The organism is Pseudazoarcus pumilus (assembly GCF_002872475.1).
GTDB classification, from domain to species: domain Bacteria; phylum Pseudomonadota; class Gammaproteobacteria; order Burkholderiales; family Rhodocyclaceae; genus Pseudazoarcus; species Pseudazoarcus pumilus.
Genome location: NZ_CP025682.1, coordinates 1420624 through 1440432, shown reverse-complemented (window position 1 = coordinate 1440432; position 19809 = coordinate 1420624). Strand labels below are relative to the sequence as shown.

Below are 19809 nucleotides of genomic sequence, written 5' to 3'. Positions count from 1 at the left end.
CCGAAGCCGGCCGCTGGCCGGCTTTTTTCATGTCCACGCCACCGGCAACGGTGGTCGCGTTTGCGCTAGAATCAGCGTTTTTCTGCCGGTACCACCGGCGCACTCGCTGGAGAACTCGAAGATGTCCATGGCCGACCGTGACGGTTTCATCTGGTACGACGGAAAACTCGTTCCGTGGCGGGATGCGACCACCCACGTCCTGACCCACTCCCTGCACTACGGCCTGGCGGTGTTCGAAGGCGTGCGCGCGTACAAGACGGACGGCGGCCCGGCGATCTTCCGCCTGCGCGAGCATACCCAGCGCCTGCTCAACTCGGCCAAGATCTACCAGATGACCATCCCCTACTCGCTCGATGAGTTGATGGCCGCGCAGTGCGAGGTGGTTCGCGCCAACAAACTCGAATCATGTTACCTGCGCCCGATCGCCTTCTACGGTTCGGAAAAGATGGGCATCTCGACGCGCGGCGCGACCGTGCACGTATCCATCGCAGCCTGGCCCTGGGGCGCGTATCTGGGCGACGAGGGCATCCAGCACGGCATCCGCGTGAAGACCTCGTCCTACCAGCGCCAGCACGTGAACGTGACGATGGCGCGCGCCAAGGTCTCCAGCACCTACGCCAACTCCATCCTCGCCAACCTCGAGGTCACCGCTCAGGGCTACGACGAAGCGCTGCTGCTCGACACCCAGGGATTCGTCGCAGAAGGCGCGGGCGAGAACCTGTTCGTGATCAAGGACGGGCGCATCTTCGAACCGGAGATCGCCTCGGCGCTGACCGGCATCACCCGTGACTCGGTGATCCGCATCGCACGCGAGTTCGGCTACGAGATCGAGTCCCGCCGGCTGACGCGCGACGACCTGTACATCGCCGACGAAGCCTTCTTCACCGGCACGGCGGCCGAAGTCACGCCCATACGCGAGCTCGACGACCGCGTCATCGGCAGCGGCACGCGCGGCCCCATCACCGAGAAGATCCAGTCGCGCTACTTCGACGTGGTCAACGGCCGGGCACCCGCATACGCCGAGTGGCTGACCCACGTCTGAGCGCCAAACCCGCGCGCATCCGATGAACGCGCGCTACCTCCCGCCCTGGTGGCTGCCCGGCGCCCACCTGCAGACGATCTGGCCGCTCGCGCGCAAGCGTGCCTTGCCGCCCCTGCGGCGTGAGCGTGTGGCCACCCCCGACGGGGACTTCGTGGACTTCGACTGGCTCGCCCACGCACCGGCCGACGCCCCGCTGCTCGTGCTGTTTCATGGCCTGGAGGGCTCGAGCCACTCACACTACTCACGCAGCCTGCTGCGCGCTGCCTCGGCACGCGGCTGGCGCGCGGTCGTGGCGCACTTTCGCGGCTGCTCCGGCGAGCCCAACCGCATGGCCCGAGCCTATCACTCCGGTGACAGCGACGAGATCGACTGGATGCTCGCACGCCTGCGAAGCGAGGCAGGGGCCGCACCGCTGTTCGCGGTCGGCGTCTCGCTGGGCGGCAACGCCCTGCTCAAATGGCTGGGCGAACGCGGCGAGCGCGCCCGCGAGCGACTTGCCGCCGCCGTCGCGGTGTGCCCGCCCTTGGATCTCACGGTGTCGGGCGACGCCCTCGCGCGCGGCTTCAATCGCGTCTATGCGCGTCACTTCCTCGCCAGCCTCAAACCCAAGGCACTGGCCAAGCTCGAACTCGAGCCGCATCTGTTCGACCGTGAACGCATGCTGCGCGCAACCACCCTGCGTCAGTTCGACGACGTGTATACCGCCCCTGCCCATGGATTTCGCGACGCCGACGACTACTGGACACGCGCCTCCAGCCGTCCGTGGCTGAGACACGTCTGCGTGCCCACACTGCTGCTCACGGCGGCCAATGACCCATTCGTGCCGACCGACGCCCTGCCCGCCGCAAGCGAGCTGTCCGCCGCCGTGCGTCACGATCATCTCGCCGCAGGTGGTCATGTCGGCTTCGTCGCGGGTCGCTGGCCAGGACATCTCGACTGGCTCCCCGAAACGCTGCTGGACTTTCTCGCCGAAAACCCGCGGCAATCGCACTCGAACCACAACGACAGCGCTCACCGATGACACACAAGCCCTATCCCGTTCCCGCCCCGGAAATCTTCAAGGCCTACGACATTCGCGGCGTCGTGGGTCGCACCCTCACCCCTGAGAGCGTGCGCGCGATCGGCCATGCGCTCGGTTCGGAAGCAGTGGCACGCGGTCAGGGCTCGATCGCGGTGGGTCGCGACGGGCGCCTCTCCGGCCCGGAACTGGCAGGAGCCCTGGCCGACGGCATTCGCGCGTCCGGCATCGATGTGATCGACATCGGCGCGGTGCCCACGCCGCTGGCCTACTTCGCTGCCCACCACCTGCGCACCACCTCATGCGTCAGCGTCACCGGCAGCCACAACCCGCCCGAGTACAACGGCCTCAAGCTGGTGCTCGGCGGCGAGACGCTGCACGGCGCGCAGATCGCCGATCTGCGCCGGCGCATCGTCGAAGGCGATCTCGCGCACGGCGCCGGGCAACTGACACGCGTCGACGTCGTCGACGCCTACGTCGAGCGAATCGTCTCCGACGTCAAGCTCGCACGGCCGATGAAGATTGTCGTCGATTGCGGCAACGGCATCGCCGGCGCAGTGGCGCCGCGCCTGCTGCAGGTGCTGGGTTGCGAACTGGTCGAGTTGTTCTGCGAGGTCGACGGCAACTTCCCGAACCATCACCCCGATCCGTCGAAACCGGAGAACCTGCAGGACGTCATCGGCGCACTGCGTGACTCGGACGCCGAACTCGGCCTGGCCTTCGACGGAGACGGCGACCGCCTCGGCGTGGTCACGCGCGGCGGACACATCATCTACCCGGACCGCCAGCTCATGCTCTTCGCCGCCGACGTGCTCGCACGCGTTCCCGGCGCCGAGATCATCTACGACGTCAAATGCACGCGTCTGCTCGACCCGTGGATTCGCGAGCATGGCGGCACACCCACGATGTGGAAGACCGGGCACGCACTGATCAAGGGCAAGCTGGCCGAGAGCGGCGCGGCGCTCGCCGGCGAGATGAGCGGCCACGTATTCTTCAAGGAGCGCTGGTACGGCTTCGACGACGGCCTGTATGCCGCCGCACGCCTGCTGGAAATCCTCTCGCGCCACGCCGATGCGGGGGCCGTGCTGCGCGCGCTGCCAGAGGCGGTCAGCACCCCCGAACTCAATATCGCCATGAACGAGGGCGAGCCCTTCGCCCTGGTCGAGCGCCTGCGCGAGCACGCCGCGTTCGCGGGCGCCGAGCGTATCGTTCGGCTCGACGGCCTGCGCGTCGAGTACGCCGACGGATTTGGACTCGCGCGTGCGTCAAATACCACACCGGTCGTCGTTTTGCGCTTCGAGGCCGACGACCATGGCGCGCTGGCCCGTATACAATCGGTGTTCCGCAGTGCCTTGCAGGACGTCTGGCCCGGCATCGAACTGCCCATCTGACGGAAATCGCGTGAAAGACTCTTCCGACGTATTCCTCGGACGCCAGCCCATTCTCGACCTGCGCCAGCGACTGTTCGCCTATGAACTGCTGTTCCGCAGCGGCCATGTGGGCTTCGCCGAAGCCGGCGACAACGTGCGGATGACGGCCACGGTCATCGTCAACACCTTCAACGAACTCGGCGTCGAGACCGCACTGGGCGACCGGCGCGGCTTCATCAACGTCGACGAAGGGTTCCTGTTCAGCGACACGCTCGAGCTGCTGCCCCCGCACGCCGTGGTGCTGGAAATCCTCGAAACCGTACCGGCCACCGAGGAAGTCGTCGCGCGCTGCCGCGAACTGCGCGCGGCCGGCTATACGCTGGCGCTCGACGACGTCACACAGATTCGCCCCAGCTACGGCCCGCTGGTCGACCTGGCCGACATCGTCAAGGTGGACATTGCGCCGCTCAGCGACGCCGAAGTCGCACGCATCGCCGACGAACTGCGTCCGCTGGGAAAGCAGCTGCTCGCCGAGAAGGTCGAGTCGCGCGAGCGCATGCAAATGTGCCGCGAACTCGGCTTCACGCTTTTCCAGGGCTACTACTTCGCGCGCCCCTCGGTGATCGCCGGGCGCCGCGTCGACTATGGCAAGCTCTCGCTGGTGCGCCTGCTGAGCCTGGCCATCGGCGACGCGGATACCCCCGAACTGGAGAACGAGCTCAAGCGCGAACCAGGGCTGGTGCTCAAGATGCTGCGCATGATCAACTCGGCCAGCACCGGCGTCGCGGTCAAGATCACCTCGCTGCGCCACGCCATCACGATGCTCGGACGGCGTCAGCTCATGCGCTGGCTGCAACTGCTGATCTTCGCCTCCAGCGGCGAGGAAGGCGGCGGCAATCCGCTGCTCGCCACGGCCGCTGCACGCGGCCGCCTGCTCGAGCTGCTGGCGACCGAGCTCGCACCGCAGAACGCCGCACTCGCGGATCAGGGCTTCATGTGCGGCGTGATGTCGATGATGCCGGTGGCCTTCGGCATTCCGATGGACGAGATCATCGTGCCGCTGAACCTGCCCGACGCGGTCGGTGACGCACTGTGCCTGCGCGTCGGTCCACTCGGGGTCATGCTCGATCTGGCCGAGGCGGCCGAGGCCGATGATCTGGCCGGTGTCACCAGCCGGCTGGCCGCGCTGGGGCTGGACCTGGATACCTTCAACCGGGCCCAGACGGAAGCCCTGGCCTGGAGCAACCGCCTCGAAGACGAGGCGGCCTGAGCGGGCCGCGCCCGCTCAGAGCTTGCTGTCGACCCAGCCCGCGACCGAAGCCAGCGCCTGCGGCAGCTTTTCCGGTTCGCTGCCGCCGGCCTGCGCCATGTCGGGGCGCCCACCGCCCTTGCCGCCAACCTGCTGGGCGACCATGTTGACCAACTCGCCGGCCTTCACTTTCGCGGTCAGATCAGCCGTGACACCCGCGATCAGGCTGACCTTGCCGTCACCGGCCGAAGCCAGCACGATGGCTGCCGAACCGAGCTTGTCCTTGAGCTTGTCCATGGCCTCGCGCAGCGTCGGCACGTCGGCGCCTTCCAGCGTCGCCGCCAGCACCTTGATCCCGCCGACCTCGACCGCCTTGCCGGCCAGGTCGTCGCCCTGGCTGGAGGCCAGCTTGGACTTCAGGCGCGCGATCTCCTTCTCCAGCGCGCGCACGTTGTCGATGATGCCGGCCACGCGCGAAACGACTTCATCGGGCTGCACCTTCATCGCCGCCGACAGGCCGGCCACGCGGCGCTCCTGCTCCTGCAGGTAGCGCAGCGCGTTCTCGCCGGTGATCGCCTCGACGCGGCGGATGCCGGCGGCCACCCCACCCTCGGATACGATCTTGAACAGGCCGATGTCGCCGGTGCGCGCCACATGCGTGCCGCCGCACAACTCCTTGGAGGTACCGATGGTCAGCACGCGCACCTCGTCGGCGTACTTCTCGCCGAAGAGCATCACCGCGCCCGACTTCTGCGCCGCCTCCAGTTCCATGATGTCGGCCTGGGTTGCGGTGTTTGCAAGGATCTCGCGGTTGACGATCTCCTCGATCTGGCGGATCTCGTCGGCCGTGACCGGCGCGTTGTGGGTGAAGTCGAAGCGCGTCTTGTCCGGGTCCACCAGCGAGCCCTTCTGCTGCACATGCGGCCCGAGCACCTCGCGCAGCGCCTTGTGCATGATGTGCGTGACCGAGTGGTTGCGCGCGGTGGCCGCGCGCGCGTCGAAATCCACGCGCGCCGTCACGGCCTGACCCTTGACGATGCGCCCGGTGGTGACGATGCCGTGGTGGCCGAACACCGCGGCCTGGATCTTCTGCGTGTCCTCGACCGCGAAGATGCCCGCACCGCCGCGCAGCTCGCCGCGGTCACCGACCTGGCCGCCCGACTCGGCGTAGAACGGCGTCTCGTCGAGCACGATCACGCCAAACTCGCCCTCGTTCAATTCCTGGACCTCGCTGCCGTCGCGGTACAGTGCCAGCACCTTGCCCTGCTCCTCCAGGCTCTCATAACCGTGGAAATGCGTCTCCGGGCCGGCGTATTCGAGCGCGGCGGCCATGCGGAACTTGCCCGCCGCACGCGCCTGCGCCTTCTGGCGTGCCATGGCGGCGTCGAAGGCCTCGGCATCCACCGACACGCCGCGCTCGCGGCAGATGTCGGCGGTCAGATCGAGCGGAAAACCGTAGGTGTCGTGCAGCTTGAACGCGGTCTCGCCGTTGAAGGTGTTACCGCCGGCCTTGGCGATGGCGTCGAGTTCGCCCTCGACGATGGCCATGCCGTTCTCGATGGTGGCGAAGAAGCGCTCCTCCTCCTGACGCAGCACGTCGGTGATGCGGCGCTGGCCTTCCTTGAGTTCCGCATAGGCCTCGCCCATCTCGCTCACCAGATCGGCCACCATGCGGTGGAAGAACGGGCCGCGCGCGCCGAGCTTCCAGCCGTGGCGGATGGCGCGGCGGATGATGCGACGCAGCACGTAGCCGCGCCCCTCGTTGCCCGGAATCACGCCGTCGGCGATCAGGAAGGCACAGGCGCGGATGTGGTCGGCCAGCACCTTGAGCGAGGGCGAATCCATGTCGGCATCCGAAGTCTCGCGTGCGGCCGCGGCGATCAGCGTGCGGAACAGGTCGATCTCGTAGTTGGCATGCACGTCCTGCAGCACCGCCGAGATGCGCTCCAGACCCATGCCGGTATCCACGCTCGGCTTGGGAAGCGGATGCAGCACGCCCTTGTCGTCGCGGTTGTACTGCATGAAGACGTTGTTCCAGATCTCGATGTAGCGGTCGCCATCTTCCTCGGGCGAGCCCGGCGGGCCGCCCCAGATGTGCTCGCCGTGGTCGAAGAAGATCTCGGTGCACGGCCCGCAGGGGCCGGTGTCGCCCATCATCCAGAAGTTGTCCGAGGCGTAGCGCGCGCCCTTGTTGTCACCGATGCGGATCACCCGCTCCGCCGGCACGCCGACCTCCTGCGTCCAGATGTCGTAGGCCTCGTCGTCCTCGGCATATACGGTGACCCACAGGCGGTCCGTCGGCAGCTTGAAGACTTCGGTCAGCAGTTCCCAGGCGTAGTGAATCGCATCGCGCTTGAAGTAGTCGCCGAAGCTGAAGTTGCCCAGCATCTCGAAGAAGGTGTGGTGGCGCGCGGTGTAGCCGACGTTTTCCAGGTCGTTGTGCTTGCCGCCGGCGCGCACGCATTTCTGCGAGGTCGCCGCGCGCGTGTAGGGCCGCTTGTCGAAGCCGAGAAAGACGTCCTTGAACTGGTTCATCCCCGCATTCGTGAACAGCAGGGTCGGGTCGTCGTGCGGCACGAGCGAACTCGAGGCGACGATCTGATGCCCCTTTGAGGCGAAGAAGTCGAGGAATTTCTGGCGGATTTCGGCGCTTTTCATGGCGTGATCTGGCCTAGCGAACGTGCTGTTCGGGAAGTTGCTGGGAAACGTACAAGTCTAGCATGAGCAAGGCTTCCGGGACTTTCATGCGCGTCACGCAAGACGCGTTTGACACCATCTTGAGACACACTGCGCTAGGCTTGCGACAAGCCATCCGAGCGCCCCGCCCATGCCCACCCGCGTACTCATCGTCGAAGACCAGTCCGCACTGGCAGCAAACCTCGAAGAATTCTTCGATGCGGCCGACTACACGCTGGATTTCGCGGCCGACGGCCTGACCGCGCTGCACCTGCTCGCCACGCAGCAGTACGACGTCGTGGTGCTCGACGTGATGCTGCCCGCGGTGTCCGGTTTCGAGATCTGCCGTCGCATCCGCGAGGATCTGCGCAGCAAGGTGCCCGTGATTTTCATGACCGCACGCGGCCAGCTCAACGACAAGGAGGAAGGCTTCGGCGTCGGTGGCGACGACTATCTGGTCAAGCCGTTCGCCTTGCGCGAACTGCAGCTGCGCATCGACGCGCTCGCCCGCCGAGATACCGGCGGGCGCGACGGCGTGCTGCATGCAGGCCGTGTGAGCTTCGACCCGGACACGCTGATCGCACGCGTCGCGGGGCGCGGCGAAGTGATGCTCGGCGGCACGGCCGCGCGCATCTTCGAGCGACTGGTACGCGAGCATCCGCGCATCGTCACGCACGAGGCGCTGTCGACCGCCATCTGGGGCACGGACGACGGCGACCCACACACCTTGCGTACTCACATCTACGTGCTGCGCCGCACCCTGGATGCGGCCTTCGGCGCCTCCCTGGTCGACACCGTGCACGGTCGTGGCTACCGCCTGGTCGAACCGCCCGACGCGCCATGAAGCCCCGCCAAAGCTCGCTCGCACGACACATCTTCCTCACCATCTTCGCGATCGGGGCGATCAACGTACTCGTCACGCTGATCGCAGTCGAGTACATCTACGAGGACGTGGAGGACACCATCCTCAGTCTCGAACTGGCCGAGGAACGTGCCTTTCTCGAACGGCGCATCGATGGCGCCGAGGTTCGCCGGTGGCATTCGGCGCTGCTCACGGCGATCTACGTGCCCGATGGGCAGACCGCGGAACTGCCGCCCCTGCTGTCCGACAGGCCGGTTCCGTTCTCGGCCGAGGTCGCCGATGGCGACAAGAGCTGGCTGATCTCGGTCGAACGCGCGACCGACCCACCCGGGGTGCTCTACATCGCGCAGGACATCACCCTGCTCGAGGACCGCGAGGACTTCATGCAGTGGGCGATCGCCCTGCTATGCACCGTGATGCTGCTGCTCGGGCTGCTGCTCGCGCGCCACGGCACGGCACGCGTGCTGCGCCCGCTGCGCGAACTGACGCGCGAGATCCGCCGTATCGAGCCCGGCACGGCGATCGATCGCCTCCACGGCGAGTACGCGGAACGCGAACTGTCCGAGATCGTGGCCACGCTCAACCGCATGCTCGAAGCCCTCGACGCCTACATCAGACGCGAGAAGTCGCTGGTGAGCCTGGCCAGCCACGAACTGCGCACGCCGCTGGCCGTGATCGCGGGCGCGCTCGACGTGATCGAGCGACGCGGCGCCACTGGCGAGGCCGACCGGCGCACGCTCGAACGCATCCGGCTCGCCGCCAACGAGATGCAGAGCGATGTCACCGCCCTGCTCGCACTCGCACGCCGCTCCGACAGCCCCGAATCCGAAACCGCCGATCTGACCGCCTGTGTTCAGCACGTGATCGCGGAGATCGAAGCCAGCGTGCCCGGCGCCGCCGGTCGCATCGTCTGCAGTCACAGCGCCGGGTCGGCACGAGTGCGCGCCGATCCGGCGCTGGTGCGCATGCTGCTGCGCAATCTCGTGCAGAACGCGGTGCGACACACGCGCGGTCAGGTGCGCGTCGACATTGCTGCCAGCCAGCTGACGGTGAGCGATGATGGCGGCGGCCTGCCCGCGCACGTACGCGAGCGGCTATCCGCGCCGCAATCGTCTCGTCAGCTGCCCGAGGACGGCCTGGGACTGTTCATCGTACGGCTGATCTGCGAGCGGCTGGGCTGGCGCTACCGCGTTCTGGACCGGACGCCGCTGGGCACCGTGTTCGAACTGGACTGGGGCACGGAGCCTCCCACCGAAGGCCTATAATCGGACGCAGTCGCGCCATCTTGGCCGAGCACCGACGATAAACCGGAGAACTCGATGGGCAACCGCCTGAGCAAGATCTACACGCGTACCGGCGACGCCGGCACCACCGGCCTGGGCGACGGTGCGCGCGTTCTCAAAAACAGCCTGCGCGTGCACGCGATGGGCGAGGTGGACGAACTCAACGCCGCGATCGGCCTGCTGCTGTGCGAGACGCTGCCCGAGGACATCGACGCGCTGCTCACCGGCGTGCAGCACGACCTGTTCGATCTGGGCGGCGAGCTTTGCATCCCCGGCATGGCGCTGATCGGCGAGGGCCACGTCGAGCGCCTCGAGCGCGAACTCGACCGTATCAACGAAGGGCTGGAACCGCTCAAGGACTTCATCCTTCCCGGCGGCACACGTGCGGCCGCGCTCGCGCACCAGGCGCGCACCGTATGCCGGCGGGCCGAGCGCGTGCTCGTCGCGCTGGCCGAGAGCGAGGACGTCAACGCCCCCCCACGTCGTTACCTGAACCGGCTGTCCGACCTGCTCTTCGTACTCGGCCGCGAACTCAACCGTCATGCCGGACGCGGCGACGTTCTGTGGCAGAAAGGCCGCAACGCCTGAGCCTGCGCACACACAGTCCGTACTATCCACAATAGCCGCTGTTCCGGCGCCGGCCCTATTCTCCCGGCATCAACCGCCCGTGTACGCCAACACGGGCAGAACGCATCGGTGGAGATTTCATGGCGGACGACGACAAGTCGCTCGAGTCGCTCGACGAAGAGCAGCGCAACAAGGTCAAGGAACTCCTCGAGAAGGAGGCCAAGACCGAACGCCGACCGACCGGCCCTTGGCAGTGGCTGATCGCCGCGCTGAGCGCCGCGCTGGTGCTGATCTACTTCTACGGCGCGGGCTTCCAGGCACTGCCCACCGAATACCACCTCGGCGTGTACGTGTTGATCACGTACATCCTGGTGTTCCTGCTCTACCCGGCCGGCAGCCGCTCGGCACTGGCCTCGATGTCGGCGTTCTCCGGTACCCTGCTGGCGGTGCTCGCCTCGTGCTATCTGGTGTTCGAATCTCCCTTCGCGTTCTGGGACCAGATCACCTTTTTCCGCGAGACCTGGATCTACGACGGCTTCGCCCGGGCCTGGGAGCAGGATTTCGGCCTGCTTTGGGTGCCCTTCGTGATCGCGCTGCCGATCATCGCGCTGCTGATCCCGGTCGACCGCTGGCTTGCCGTGCGTTATTCGCAATCACCCACCGTCAGTGACGTCATTCTCGCGATCGCGGCGATCGTGTGCATCGCCTACTGGATCAGTCAATTCGAGGCACTCAACTACCGTGCCGGCGCCGAAAATCAACTCGATCGGCTGGTCGGCGTGATCGGCGTGCTGATTTCGCTCGAAGTGTGCCGCCGCGTGCTCGGCTGGTCGATCACGCTGGTGGGCATCGGTGCGATCGCGTTCGGCCTGTTCGGCCCCTATCTGCCAGAACTGTTCGCGCACCGCGGCTTCTCCTTCGATCGCCTGGCGATCTCGCTGTTCATCACCACCAACGGCGTGTTCGGCGTGATGGCGGGCGTGCTGGCGACCTACGTGATTCTGTTCATTTTCTTCGGCGCCTTCCTGCAAAAGTCCGGTGCCGGCAAGTTCTTCATCGACTTGCCGCTGGCCGTCGCCGGTCGCTCCACCGGCGGCCCGGCCAAGGTTGCCGTGATCTCGTCGGCGCTGTTCGGTTCCGTGTCCGGCAGCGCGATCGCCAACACCGTCTCGTCCGGTGCGTTCACCATTCCGATGATGAAGCGCGCCGGATTCCAGCCGCATGTGGCCGGCGCGATCGAACCGGCTGCGTCGATCGGTGGCGCCTTCCTGCCGCCCATCATGGGCGCGGGCGGTTTCGTGATGGCCGAACTGACCGGCCTGCCCTATACGCAGATCATGCTCTACGCGCTGGGACCGGCGCTGCTGTACTTCCTGGGCGTGTTCTGCATGGTGCATTTCGAGGCCAAGCGCCAGGGCCTGATCGGCATCGCCGGCGAAGAGATCCCGCACTGGATCAAGGTGCTCAAGCACGGCTGGTTCTACGCCATGCCGCTGGTGATCATTACCGTGCTGATGATGATGGGGCGCTCGCCGGGCAACGCGGCCTTCTGGGCCACGCTCTCGTGCATCGCGGTGAGCTGGGTGCACAAAGACACGCGCATGGGGCCACGCGAGATCTGGCAGGCGATCCAGACCGGCGCGCGCAACACGCTGATCATCGGTGCCACGGTCGGCGTGATCGGCATCATCGTGGGCACCATCTCGCTCACCGGCATGGGGTTGAAATTCTCCGACCTGATCATCCAGATGGCCGGGGACAGCCTGATTCTGGCGATCTTCCTGATCGCGGTGGCGTCGCTGGTGCTCGGCATGGGCGTGCCGGTCACCGCCTCCTACCTGATCATCGCGGTGCTCGCCGTGCCGGCCCTGGGCGAATACGGCGTGGCTGCGATCGCTGCGCACATGATCGTCTACTGGCTGTCGCAGGACTCCAACATCACGCCGCCGGTGTGCGTTGCAGCCTACGCCGGCGCGGCCATTGCCGGCTCGGATCCGTGGAAGACCGGATGGACTTCGTTCAAGTTCGCGAAGATGCTCTACGTCACACCGGTGCTGTTCGCCTATGTGCCGGGCATCCTGCTTCAGGGCTCGGGTTTCCAGATCTTCACCGCGTACTTCTCGGCGACGCTGGGCACCATCGCCTTCGGGGCGCTCGCGATGGGCTTCCTGCGCCGTGGCACGCGCATGCACGAATGGATCGTGCTCGCCGCCGCGACCTTCCTGCTGTACTGGCCGGGTTTCGTCACCGACGCAATCGGTGTCGTACTCGTCGCGCTGGTGTGGTGGCTGCAGCGTGATGCCCAGCCGGTGCGCCCCGCCACCACCTGAGCCGCATGCGCTCGCAATCGTTCAACCCCGTAGCACACACAACCAAGAGGAGACCCTCGATATGATGACCAGACTGTTCAAACTCCCGGCCACGCTCGGCAGCTTCGCCGTCGCGGCCGTGGCAGCCGTGACGCTGACCGCGTCGCCGGCCGCCGACGCGCAGACCACCCGCCTGGGCTTTTCCGGCGGCCCGGATGGCGGCACCTTCCAGTACTTCTCCAACGGCATCGCCACCCTGCTGTCGCGCAACATCGACGGCGTCGAGGTCTCCAACATGGTGTCCGCCGGTTCGGTGGAGAACCTGCGCCGCGTCAATTCGCGCGACGCCGACTTCGGCATCACCTATTCGGGTGACCTCTACCTGGGCCGCAACGGCCGCCTGACCAACGACACCAACAAGTACCGCAACGTGCACGTGGTCGCGCACCTGTACGGCGCGCCCGGTCACCTGATCGTGCGCGAGGATTCCGGCATCAAGGAAGTGTCCGAACTCGCCGGCCTGCAGGTCGCAGTCGGTCCGGCCGGTTCCGGTGCGGCCGCCTCGGCGCAGCGCTTCTTCACCAGCCTGGACATGTGGGACAAGATCAAGCCGTCGTTCATCGGCTACTCGCAGGGCGCCTCGGCGCTGGGCGACAAGCAGATCGACGCGCTGTGGGTCTTCGCCGGCTTCCCCAACGCCTCGGTGATCCAGGCCGCCACCAGCTATGACGTTCGTCTGCTGCAGGTGTGGGACGCAGCGCAGAAGGGCACGCTGCCGACCGAGCACCCGTACTACTCCAAGACGACCATCCCGGCCGGCACCTATCCGGGCGTCGACTACGACGTGCACTCGATCTCGGATTCGGCGCTGTGGACCGCCGGTCGCCACGTCTCGGAAGAGGACATGTACAAGTTCGTCTCGAACATCTATTCCGACGACGGTCTCAAGTACATGCACTCGGTGTCCAAGGCCGCCAAGACCATGGTGGTCGAGAACGCGCTGTTCGGTGTCGTGACCCCGGTGCATGCCGGCGCGGCCAAGTTCTGGATGGAAAAGGGCCTGACCCTCAACGACGACCAGAAGCCCTGAGCGCGTTGCGGGGTCCTGCCCCGCTCACCGCAAGCAAAAAGCCCGACCGCGAGGTCGGGCTTTTTTTCGGTTCACGCGCGACAAGCGCGCCGCGGATCATTCCTCCGACGCGCGGCGGATGCGGCGGTTGCGCACGCCTTCGGCCAGCGCATCGAGCACAGGCACGGTGTCTTCCCAGCCGATGCATGCGTCGGTGATGCTGCGCCCGAACTCCAGCGCCTTCTCCGGCACGAGATCCTGACGCCCCTCCTTGAGGTGCGATTCGATCATCAGACCGATGATGCGCTCCTCACCGGCAGACAACTGGTCGGCGACATCGCGCGCGACCTCGATCTGCAGCGCGTGCTGCTTGCGGCTGTTGGCGTGGGAGCAATCGACCATCACCTTGGCCGGCACGCCGGCCGCGGCGAGATCACGACAGGCCGCGTCCACGCTGGCTGCGTCGTAGTTGGGCGCCTTGGCACCGCCACGCAGGATGACGTGGCAGTCTTCGTTGCCGCGCGTCGACACGATGGCCGAATGACCGGCCTTGGTCACGGACAGGAAATGGTGCGGCGACTGCGCGGCCTTGATCGCGTCGACGGCGATCTTGACGTTGCCGTCCGTGCCGTTCTTGAAACCCACCGGACAGGACAGGCCGGAAGCCAGCTCGCGGTGCACCTGGCTCTCGGTGGTGCGCGCGCCGATCGCGCCCCAGGAGATCAGATCGGCGACGTATTGCGGCGTGATCATGTCGAGGAATTCGGTACCGGCCGGCAAGCCCGTCTCGTTGATCTCCCACAGCAGCTTGCGCGCGATGCGCAGACCGTCGTTGATGCGGAAGCTGTTGTCGAGGAAGGGGTCGTTGATCAGCCCCTTCCAGCCCACCGTGGTACGCGGCTTCTCGAAATACACGCGCATGACAATGAGCAGGTCATCGGACAGCCGGTCGGCCTCGGCCTTGAGGCGACGCGCGTACTCGAGCGCGGCATCCGGGTCGTGGATGGAACACGGCCCGACGACCACCAGCAGCCGGTCGTCGGCGCCATGAATGATGCGGTGGATGCCCTGACGCGCCTCGTAGGCGGTGCGCGCGGCGGTGTCGGTCGCCGGGAACTCGCGCAGCACGTGCGCGGGCGGCACCAGCTCCTTGATTTCCTGAATGCGCGTGTCGTCGATGGGATGACTGGGCGATGCGGACATTTTGTGCACCAAAACAAGATCGGGAAGCCCCCGATTCTAACCCCGAAAGCGCCCATGCGGCGAGACGGTGCGCCGCAGCGCAACACGGTCGGACGGGACGGCGGGCATGCGCCGATCAGTTCCTGGGGCGCAGCGCGTGCTTGGGGCGGAAGACCTTGATCACCGCCTCGTCGGCCTCGACATAGGGGCCGCCGATCAGGTCGATGCAGTAGGGAATCGCCGCGAACACGCCGACATGGCTCACCGTGCCTTCGGCATCCCGCAGGCCTTCGAGCGTCTCGCGGATCGCGCGCGGCTGGCCGGGCAGGTTCACGATCAGCGCCTTGCCGCGCACCACCGCGACCTGACGCGACAAAATGGCGGTGGGCACGAAGTTCAGGCTGATGCGGCGCATCTCCTCTCCGAAGCCGGGCATCTCCTTGTCGGCGACCGCCAGCGTCGCCTCCGGAGTGACATCGCGCGGCGCCGGCCCGGTGCCGCCGGTGGTCAGAATCAGCGAACAGTCCTTGTTGTCGGCCAGTTCCTTGAGCGTTGCCTCGATCACCGGGCGCTCATCGGGGATCAGTCGCGTCTCGGCCGTCCACGGCGAGGTCAGTGCGCGGCCCAGCCACTCGCGCAGGGCCGGAATGCCCTGGTCTTCGTAAGTGCCGTCGGAAGCACGGTCGCTGATCGAAACCAGCCCGATAGTGATGTGTTCGCTCATGAATTCTCCGTATTCGTGGGTTCGTCTTCGGCCGCCCGCACGTCGTCCAGGTCGCGCAGCACGCGGAACAGTTCGCGGTAGGCGCGCGGCGGCTTGTCCTGCTCGCGCTCGCGCAGCGCCTTGCGACGCAGTGCGCGCAGGTGCTGCAGGTCGGCCGCAGGCCACTGCGCGACGATGCGTCCGGCCACCTGCTCGTCGCCGAGAAAGTCCTCGCGCAGACGCTCGAGGCGGTGATGGCGCGCCACTTCCTCCTTGGACACGCCGTTGAAGGCGTCGAGTGCCGCACGCAACGGTTCGGAATCCACATCACGCATCAAGCGGCCGATGTACTGCATCTGCCGGCGACGCGCCTCGTGCTTGTTGAAGCGTCGCGCATCCATCACGGCCGCGCGCAGTTCATCGGGCATCTCCAGGCGCGCGAGCTTGTCCGACGAGAGCGCGACGAGCTCCTCGCCGATCGCCTGAAGGGCGTGCATCTCGCGCTTCCTTGCGCTCTTGCTGGGACGCGCGTCGACATCGTCTCCGTCGTCGGGCCGTGCGTGGTGGTCTTGCGGTGCAGCGCTCATGCGGGGCAGCTCGACTGGAAAAGGTTAAGATTATAGCGTTTCGAAGGAGGTGCTCTCCCCCATGTCCCACAACGGTTTCTCCCAATCTTCCGAACGACTGCACGAGATCGCCGCCCGGCTGGTCACGCTGGCCCGCGAACTCGGCGCCGACGCCTGCGAGGCGCAGGCGTCGGAGGGCTTCGGGCTGACCGCCAGCGTACGCAAGGGCGAGGTCGACACGCTCGAGCACAATCGCGACAAGGGTGTCGGCATCACCGTCTATCTGGAGCAGTGCCGCGGTCACGCGAGCAGCTCGGACTTCTCGGACGCGGCCCTGCGCTCGACGGTCGAAGCGGCGCTGTCGATCGCGCGCTTCACCGCGCCCGACCCGGCCGCCGGCCTGCCCGACGAGGCGCTGCTCGCGCGCGACTGGGCCGATCCGCGCCTGCACTATCCGTGGGCACTGACCGTGGAGGACGCGATCGCGCTGGCCCACCGCTGTGAGCAGGCCGCCTGGGATGCCGGCCCGCAGATCTCCAATTCGGAGGGGGCGAGTGTGTCGACGCAGCAGGCACACTTCGTGATGGCCAACAGTCTGGGCTTCGTCGGCGGTTATCCGAGCTCACGCCACAGCGCGTCGTGCTCGGTCATCGCCGGCAAGGGTGACGGAATGCAGCGCGAGCACTGGTACGACTCGCGTCGCGACGCCACCGATCTCGATTCGGTCGAGAACATCGGCCGGCGCGCTGGTGAGCGGGCCATCCGCCGGCTGGGGGCGCGCAAGATCAATACCTGCGAGGTGCCGGTGCTGTTCGAGGCGCCGGTGGCGGTGACGCTGCTGGGCAACTTCACGCATGCGGTGTCCGGCGGCGCGCTGTACCGGCGTTCGAGCTTTCTGCTCGACTCGCTTGGCGAACCGGTGTTCTCGCCGGTGGTGTCGATCGCCGAGCGTCCCTTCGAGCCCAAGGTCTTCGGCGCGAGCCCGTTCGACAGCGAAGGCGTGGCCACGCACGAGCGCGAGGTGGTAGCGGCCGGCGTGCTGCAGGGCTACTTCCTGTCGAGTTACTCGGCACGCAAGCTCGGCATGCAGACCACCGGCAACGCCGGTGGCTCGCACCATCTGGTGATGCGCGGCGGTGACGAATCCTTCGACGCGCTGGTGCGCCGCATGGGTCGCGGCCTGGTCGTGACCGAACTGCTCGGCCAGGGCGTCAATTACGTCACCGGGGATTACTCGCGCGGTGCGGCCGGCTACTGGGTCGAGGACGGCGAGATCCGCCACGCGGTCGAGGAAGTCACGATCGCCGGCAACCTGCGCGACATGTTCCGCGGCATCGTCGCCGTCGGCGATGACGCACTCGCGCGCGGCGCCAAGCGCTGCGGCTCGGTGCTGATCGATCGCATGAAGGTCGCCGGCAGCTGAAGCCACGCTCTGGCTGAAGCATCACGGCCGAGCGTGCACGCCGGCCGTACGCGGTAAACTGCGGCCCGCGGGCCGTCCGCTCCCGGGGCGCGGACGGCCCTTTTCATGTTCGTTCCGAAACCGTTCGCGCACGCAAGGAAAACCGCATGGGATTCCTGTTGAGACTGTCCGGGCTGATCGATCGCGCCACTACGCTGGTGGGTCGCGCGGTAGTCTGGCTGCTTTTCGCCGCCGCGCTGATCAGCGCCGGCAACGCCATCGCCCGCAAGACGCTGGCCATCGGCTCGAACGCCATGCTCGAGATCCAGTGGTATCTGTTCGCCGCCGCCTTCATGCTCGGCGCCGCGGCGACCTTCCTGAACAACGGCCACGTCCGCATCGACGTGCTGGCCGGGCGTTTCCCGACGCGCGTGCGCATGCTCATCGACATCGTCGGTATCGTCGTCTTCCTGCTGCCGCTGTGCTGGTTCATGATTGACTTCTCGCTGCCCATCGTGCTGCGCGCGTTCACGTCCGGCGAGGTCTCGTCCAACGCCGGCGGGCTGATCCGCTGGCCCGTCTACGCCCTCTTGCCGGCCGGCTTCGGACTGCTCGCCCTGCAGTCGGTCTCCGAGTTGATCAAGCGTGTCGCCTGCCTCAGGGGGGTGATTCCCGATCCCTTGGCCGCGGGCCGGCATGAGGCGGCCGCCAAGGTCGCACCGATTCCGCAGAATCTGAACGACGGGGGCGACCGGTGATCGAGTTCGTCTCCGCCAACCTCGCCCCGATCATGTTCGGGGTGGTCGTGCTGTTCCTGCTCTCTGGCTTTCCGGTGGCCTTTTCGCTGGCCGCCTGCGGCCTGTTCTTCGGCTTCATCGGCATCGAGCTGGGGCTGTTGCCCGGCGCGATGTTCCAGGCCCTGCCCCTGCGCGTGTTCGGCATCATGCAGAACGAGACGCTGCTGGCGATCCCCTTCTTCACGCTGATGGGATTGATCCTCGAGCGTTCCGGCATGGCCGAGGACCTGCTCGAGACGGTCGGCCAGGTGTTCGGCCCGGTGCGCGGCGGACTCGCGCTGGCGGTGATCTTCGTCGGCGCCCTGCTCGCCGCGACCACCGGCGTGGTCGCCGCCTCGGTGATCTCGATGGGCCTGATCTCGCTGCCCATCATGTTGCGCTACGGCTATTCGCGCCCCCTGGCCACCGGCGTGATCACCGCCTCGGGCACGCTCGCGCAGGCACTGCCGCCGTCCATCGTGCTCATCGTGCTCGCGGATCAACTCGGTCGCAGCGTCGGCGACATGTACAAGGGCGCCTTCGTGCCGGCCTTTCTGCTGATCGGCATGTACACGGCCTACGTCGTGGCGCTGTCGATCTTCGCGCCCAGGCAGGCACCGGCGCTGCCGCCCGAGGCACGCATCTACCGCGAGCCGGGCGGCGCCTCGGGGATGCGTTCGCTGACCCTTCTGATGACGCTGCTGGCGACAGTCGGGTTCGCCTTCGCCCACTTCTACGTCGATATCGCCAGCGCGCTGTTTTCGCGCGAGCGCCCGCCAGCGACCGACGAAACGGTCGTCGTCGCGCTGTCGGTCGCGACCCTGCTCGCGCTCGCGATGGCGCTGGCCAATCGCGCGCTGCGTCTGGGACTGCTGTCGACGCTGGCCGAGCGCGTGGTGTTCGTGCTGATTCCGCCGCTGGCGCTGATCTTTCTGGTGCTCGGCACCATCTTCATCGGCGTGGCCACACCCACCGAGGGCGGCGCGATGGGCGCGATCGGCGCACTGGCGATGGCGCTGGCGCGCCGTCGCCTGAGCTGGCTGCGCCTGCGCGAGGCGCTGGAATCGACCACACGGCTGTCGGTATTCGTGATGATCATCCTGATCGGCGCGACCGTGTTCAGCTTCACCTTCACGGCGATCGACGGCAAGGAATGGGTCGAGCATCTGTTCGACCACCTGCCGGGCGGCCAGGTGGGATTCCTGATCTTCGTGAACCTGGTGATCTTCTTTCTCGGCTTCTTCCTCGATTTCTTCGAGATCGCCTTCATCCTGATCCCGCTACTCGCGCCCATCGCCGACAAGCTCGGCATCGACCTGGTGTGGTTCGGCATCATGATCGCGATCAACCTGCAGACTTCGTTCCTGACGCCGCCGTTCGGCTTCGCGCTGTTCTACCTGCGCAGCGTCGCACCGACCCAGGCCTTCATCGACCGCGTCACGCGACGGCGCATCGAAGGCATCTCGACTGCGCAGATCTACTGTGGCTCGATCGCCTTCGTGCTGATCCAGATCACGCTGCTGGGCCTGCTCATCGCCTTCCCCGGGCTGGTCACGGGCAACCTGGACGCCCGGGTCGAGGTCGACCTGGACACCATCCGCATCGCGCCGGAGGGCGGAGACTGGGGAACGGATACGGGCGGATGGGGCACATCGGCCGACGACGCACCGGGCACACCGGCGCCCGAGCCCGGCTCCGGCGCCTGGGGTGGCAAGGGCGCATGGGATTGAGCGAA

Annotated in this window: 16 protein-coding genes; 12 read left to right on the top strand and 4 right to left on the bottom strand. The window is 66.9% G+C overall.

Going from position 1 to position 19809, the window contains the following annotated elements:
- Positions 1–121: 121 nt before the first annotated feature.
- The 4 genes from C0099_RS06925 to C0099_RS06910 are packed head-to-tail and all read left to right on the top strand — an operon-like array spanning position 122 to position 4700.
- Positions 122–1042 (top strand): branched-chain amino acid transaminase, encoded by a 921-nt coding sequence (locus C0099_RS06925; RefSeq protein ID WP_102246760.1) that lies wholly within the window; start codon positions 122–124, stop codon positions 1040–1042.
- Between the two features lie 22 nt (positions 1043–1064).
- On the top strand, positions 1065–2063 hold the full coding sequence (locus C0099_RS06920) for a hydrolase (RefSeq protein WP_102246759.1): 999 nt from the start codon (positions 1065–1067) through the stop codon (positions 2061–2063).
- Entirely contained in the window at positions 2060–3451 is a 1392-nt protein-coding gene (locus C0099_RS06915) for a phosphomannomutase/phosphoglucomutase (protein ID WP_102246758.1), read from the top strand. The genes C0099_RS06920 and C0099_RS06915 overlap by 4 nt, the downstream gene beginning before the upstream one ends.
- A gap of 10 nt (positions 3452–3461) precedes the next feature.
- On the top strand, positions 3462–4700 hold the full coding sequence (locus C0099_RS06910; RefSeq protein ID WP_228151670.1) for an EAL and HDOD domain-containing protein: 1239 nt from the start codon (positions 3462–3464) through the stop codon (positions 4698–4700).
- 15 nt (positions 4701–4715) lie between these two features.
- On the opposite strand, the gene alaS is transcribed toward C0099_RS06910, so the two are convergent.
- Positions 4716–7337, bottom strand: coding sequence for an alanine--tRNA ligase (alaS, locus tag C0099_RS06905; RefSeq protein ID WP_102246756.1), 2622 nt, complete (start codon positions 7335–7337; stop codon positions 4716–4718).
- Positions 7338–7506: 169 nt separating this feature from the next.
- Here alaS and C0099_RS06900 point away from each other — a divergent pair, with 169 nt between their 5' ends.
- The 5 genes from C0099_RS06900 (at position 7507) to C0099_RS06880 (ending at position 13466) form a co-directional block, all read left to right on the top strand.
- Complete coding sequence (locus C0099_RS06900) at positions 7507–8199, top strand: response regulator transcription factor (protein ID WP_102246755.1); 693 nt, start codon at positions 7507–7509, stop codon at positions 8197–8199.
- Positions 8196–9482: a sensor histidine kinase gene (locus C0099_RS06895; protein ID WP_102246754.1), complete on the top strand. Its 1287-nt coding sequence runs from the start codon at positions 8196–8198 to the stop codon at positions 9480–9482. The genes C0099_RS06900 and C0099_RS06895 overlap by 4 nt, the downstream gene beginning before the upstream one ends.
- A 54-nt stretch (positions 9483–9536) precedes the next feature.
- Complete coding sequence (locus C0099_RS06890; protein ID WP_102246753.1) at positions 9537–10088, top strand: cob(I)yrinic acid a,c-diamide adenosyltransferase; 552 nt, start codon at positions 9537–9539, stop codon at positions 10086–10088.
- 119 nt (positions 10089–10207) lie between these two features.
- Complete coding sequence (locus C0099_RS06885) at positions 10208–12397, top strand: TRAP transporter permease (protein WP_102246752.1); 2190 nt, start codon at positions 10208–10210, stop codon at positions 12395–12397.
- Positions 12398–12461: 64 nt separating this feature from the next.
- A complete protein-coding gene (locus tag C0099_RS06880) occupies positions 12462–13466 on the top strand; it encodes a TAXI family TRAP transporter solute-binding subunit (protein ID WP_102248415.1) in 1005 nt (334 codons plus the stop codon).
- A gap of 96 nt (positions 13467–13562) precedes the next feature.
- Here the strand turns inward: C0099_RS06880 and aroG are convergent, their stop codons facing one another.
- The 3 genes from aroG to yjgA all read right to left on the bottom strand — a co-directional run bounded on the left by aroG (position 13563) and on the right by yjgA (position 15917).
- Positions 13563–14648 carry a 3-deoxy-7-phosphoheptulonate synthase AroG gene (aroG, locus tag C0099_RS06875; RefSeq protein WP_102248414.1) on the bottom strand — a complete coding sequence of 362 codons (1086 nt, stop codon included), beginning with the start codon at positions 14646–14648 and terminating at the stop codon, positions 13563–13565.
- Positions 14649–14763: 115 nt separating this feature from the next.
- The gene (gene mog / locus C0099_RS06870; protein ID WP_102246751.1) at positions 14764–15351 is read right to left on the bottom strand and encodes a molybdopterin adenylyltransferase; all 588 of its coding nucleotides are present in this window, start codon (positions 15349–15351) and stop codon (positions 14764–14766) included.
- A complete protein-coding gene (gene yjgA, locus C0099_RS06865) occupies positions 15348–15917 on the bottom strand; it encodes a ribosome biogenesis factor YjgA (protein WP_102246750.1) in 570 nt (189 codons plus the stop codon). Before yjgA ends, mog begins: the two co-directional genes overlap by 4 nt.
- Positions 15918–15978: 61 nt before the next feature.
- Between yjgA and pmbA the strand changes: the two genes are divergently transcribed.
- The 3 genes from pmbA to C0099_RS06850 all read left to right on the top strand — a co-directional run bounded on the left by pmbA (position 15979) and on the right by C0099_RS06850 (position 19804).
- Positions 15979–17319: a metalloprotease PmbA gene (pmbA, locus tag C0099_RS06860; protein ID WP_102246749.1), complete on the top strand. Its 1341-nt coding sequence runs from the start codon at positions 15979–15981 to the stop codon at positions 17317–17319.
- A gap of 146 nt (positions 17320–17465) precedes the next feature.
- Positions 17466–18056 (top strand): TRAP transporter small permease subunit, encoded by a 591-nt coding sequence (locus C0099_RS06855; protein ID WP_102246748.1) that lies wholly within the window; start codon positions 17466–17468, stop codon positions 18054–18056.
- Positions 18053–19804, top strand: a complete 1752-nt coding sequence (locus C0099_RS06850; RefSeq protein ID WP_102246747.1) for a TRAP transporter large permease — start codon at positions 18053–18055, stop codon at positions 19802–19804. The genes C0099_RS06855 and C0099_RS06850 overlap by 4 nt, the downstream gene beginning before the upstream one ends.
- Positions 19805–19809 lie beyond the last annotated feature (5 nt).

Bases quoted from the DNA above. Each gene is read 5' to 3' on its own strand.
- C0099_RS06925 (WP_102246760.1), top strand. From the start codon at position 122: ATGTCCATGGCCGACCGTGACGGTTTCATCTGGTACGACGGAAAACTC.
- C0099_RS06920 (WP_102246759.1), top strand. From the start codon at position 1,065: ATGAACGCGCGCTACCTCCCGCCCTGGTGGCTGCCCGGCGCCCACCTG.
- C0099_RS06915 (WP_102246758.1), top strand. From the start codon at position 2,060: ATGACACACAAGCCCTATCCCGTTCCCGCCCCGGAAATCTTCAAGGCC.
- alaS (WP_102246756.1), bottom strand. From the start codon at position 7,337: ATGAAAAGCGCCGAAATCCGCCAGAAATTCCTCGACTTCTTCGCCTCA.
- C0099_RS06900 (WP_102246755.1), top strand. From the start codon at position 7,507: ATGCCCACCCGCGTACTCATCGTCGAAGACCAGTCCGCACTGGCAGCA.
- C0099_RS06895 (WP_102246754.1), top strand. From the start codon at position 8,196: ATGAAGCCCCGCCAAAGCTCGCTCGCACGACACATCTTCCTCACCATC.
- C0099_RS06890 (WP_102246753.1), top strand. From the start codon at position 9,537: ATGGGCAACCGCCTGAGCAAGATCTACACGCGTACCGGCGACGCCGGC.
- C0099_RS06885 (WP_102246752.1), top strand. From the start codon at position 10,208: ATGGCGGACGACGACAAGTCGCTCGAGTCGCTCGACGAAGAGCAGCGC.
- C0099_RS06880 (WP_102248415.1), top strand. From the start codon at position 12,462: ATGACCAGACTGTTCAAACTCCCGGCCACGCTCGGCAGCTTCGCCGTC.
- aroG (WP_102248414.1), bottom strand. From the start codon at position 14,648: ATGTCCGCATCGCCCAGTCATCCCATCGACGACACGCGCATTCAGGAA.
- mog (WP_102246751.1), bottom strand. From the start codon at position 15,351: ATGAGCGAACACATCACTATCGGGCTGGTTTCGATCAGCGACCGTGCT.
- yjgA (WP_102246750.1), bottom strand. From the start codon at position 15,917: ATGAGCGCTGCACCGCAAGACCACCACGCACGGCCCGACGACGGAGAC.
- pmbA (WP_102246749.1), top strand. From the start codon at position 15,979: ATGTCCCACAACGGTTTCTCCCAATCTTCCGAACGACTGCACGAGATC.
- C0099_RS06855 (WP_102246748.1), top strand. From the start codon at position 17,466: ATGGGATTCCTGTTGAGACTGTCCGGGCTGATCGATCGCGCCACTACG.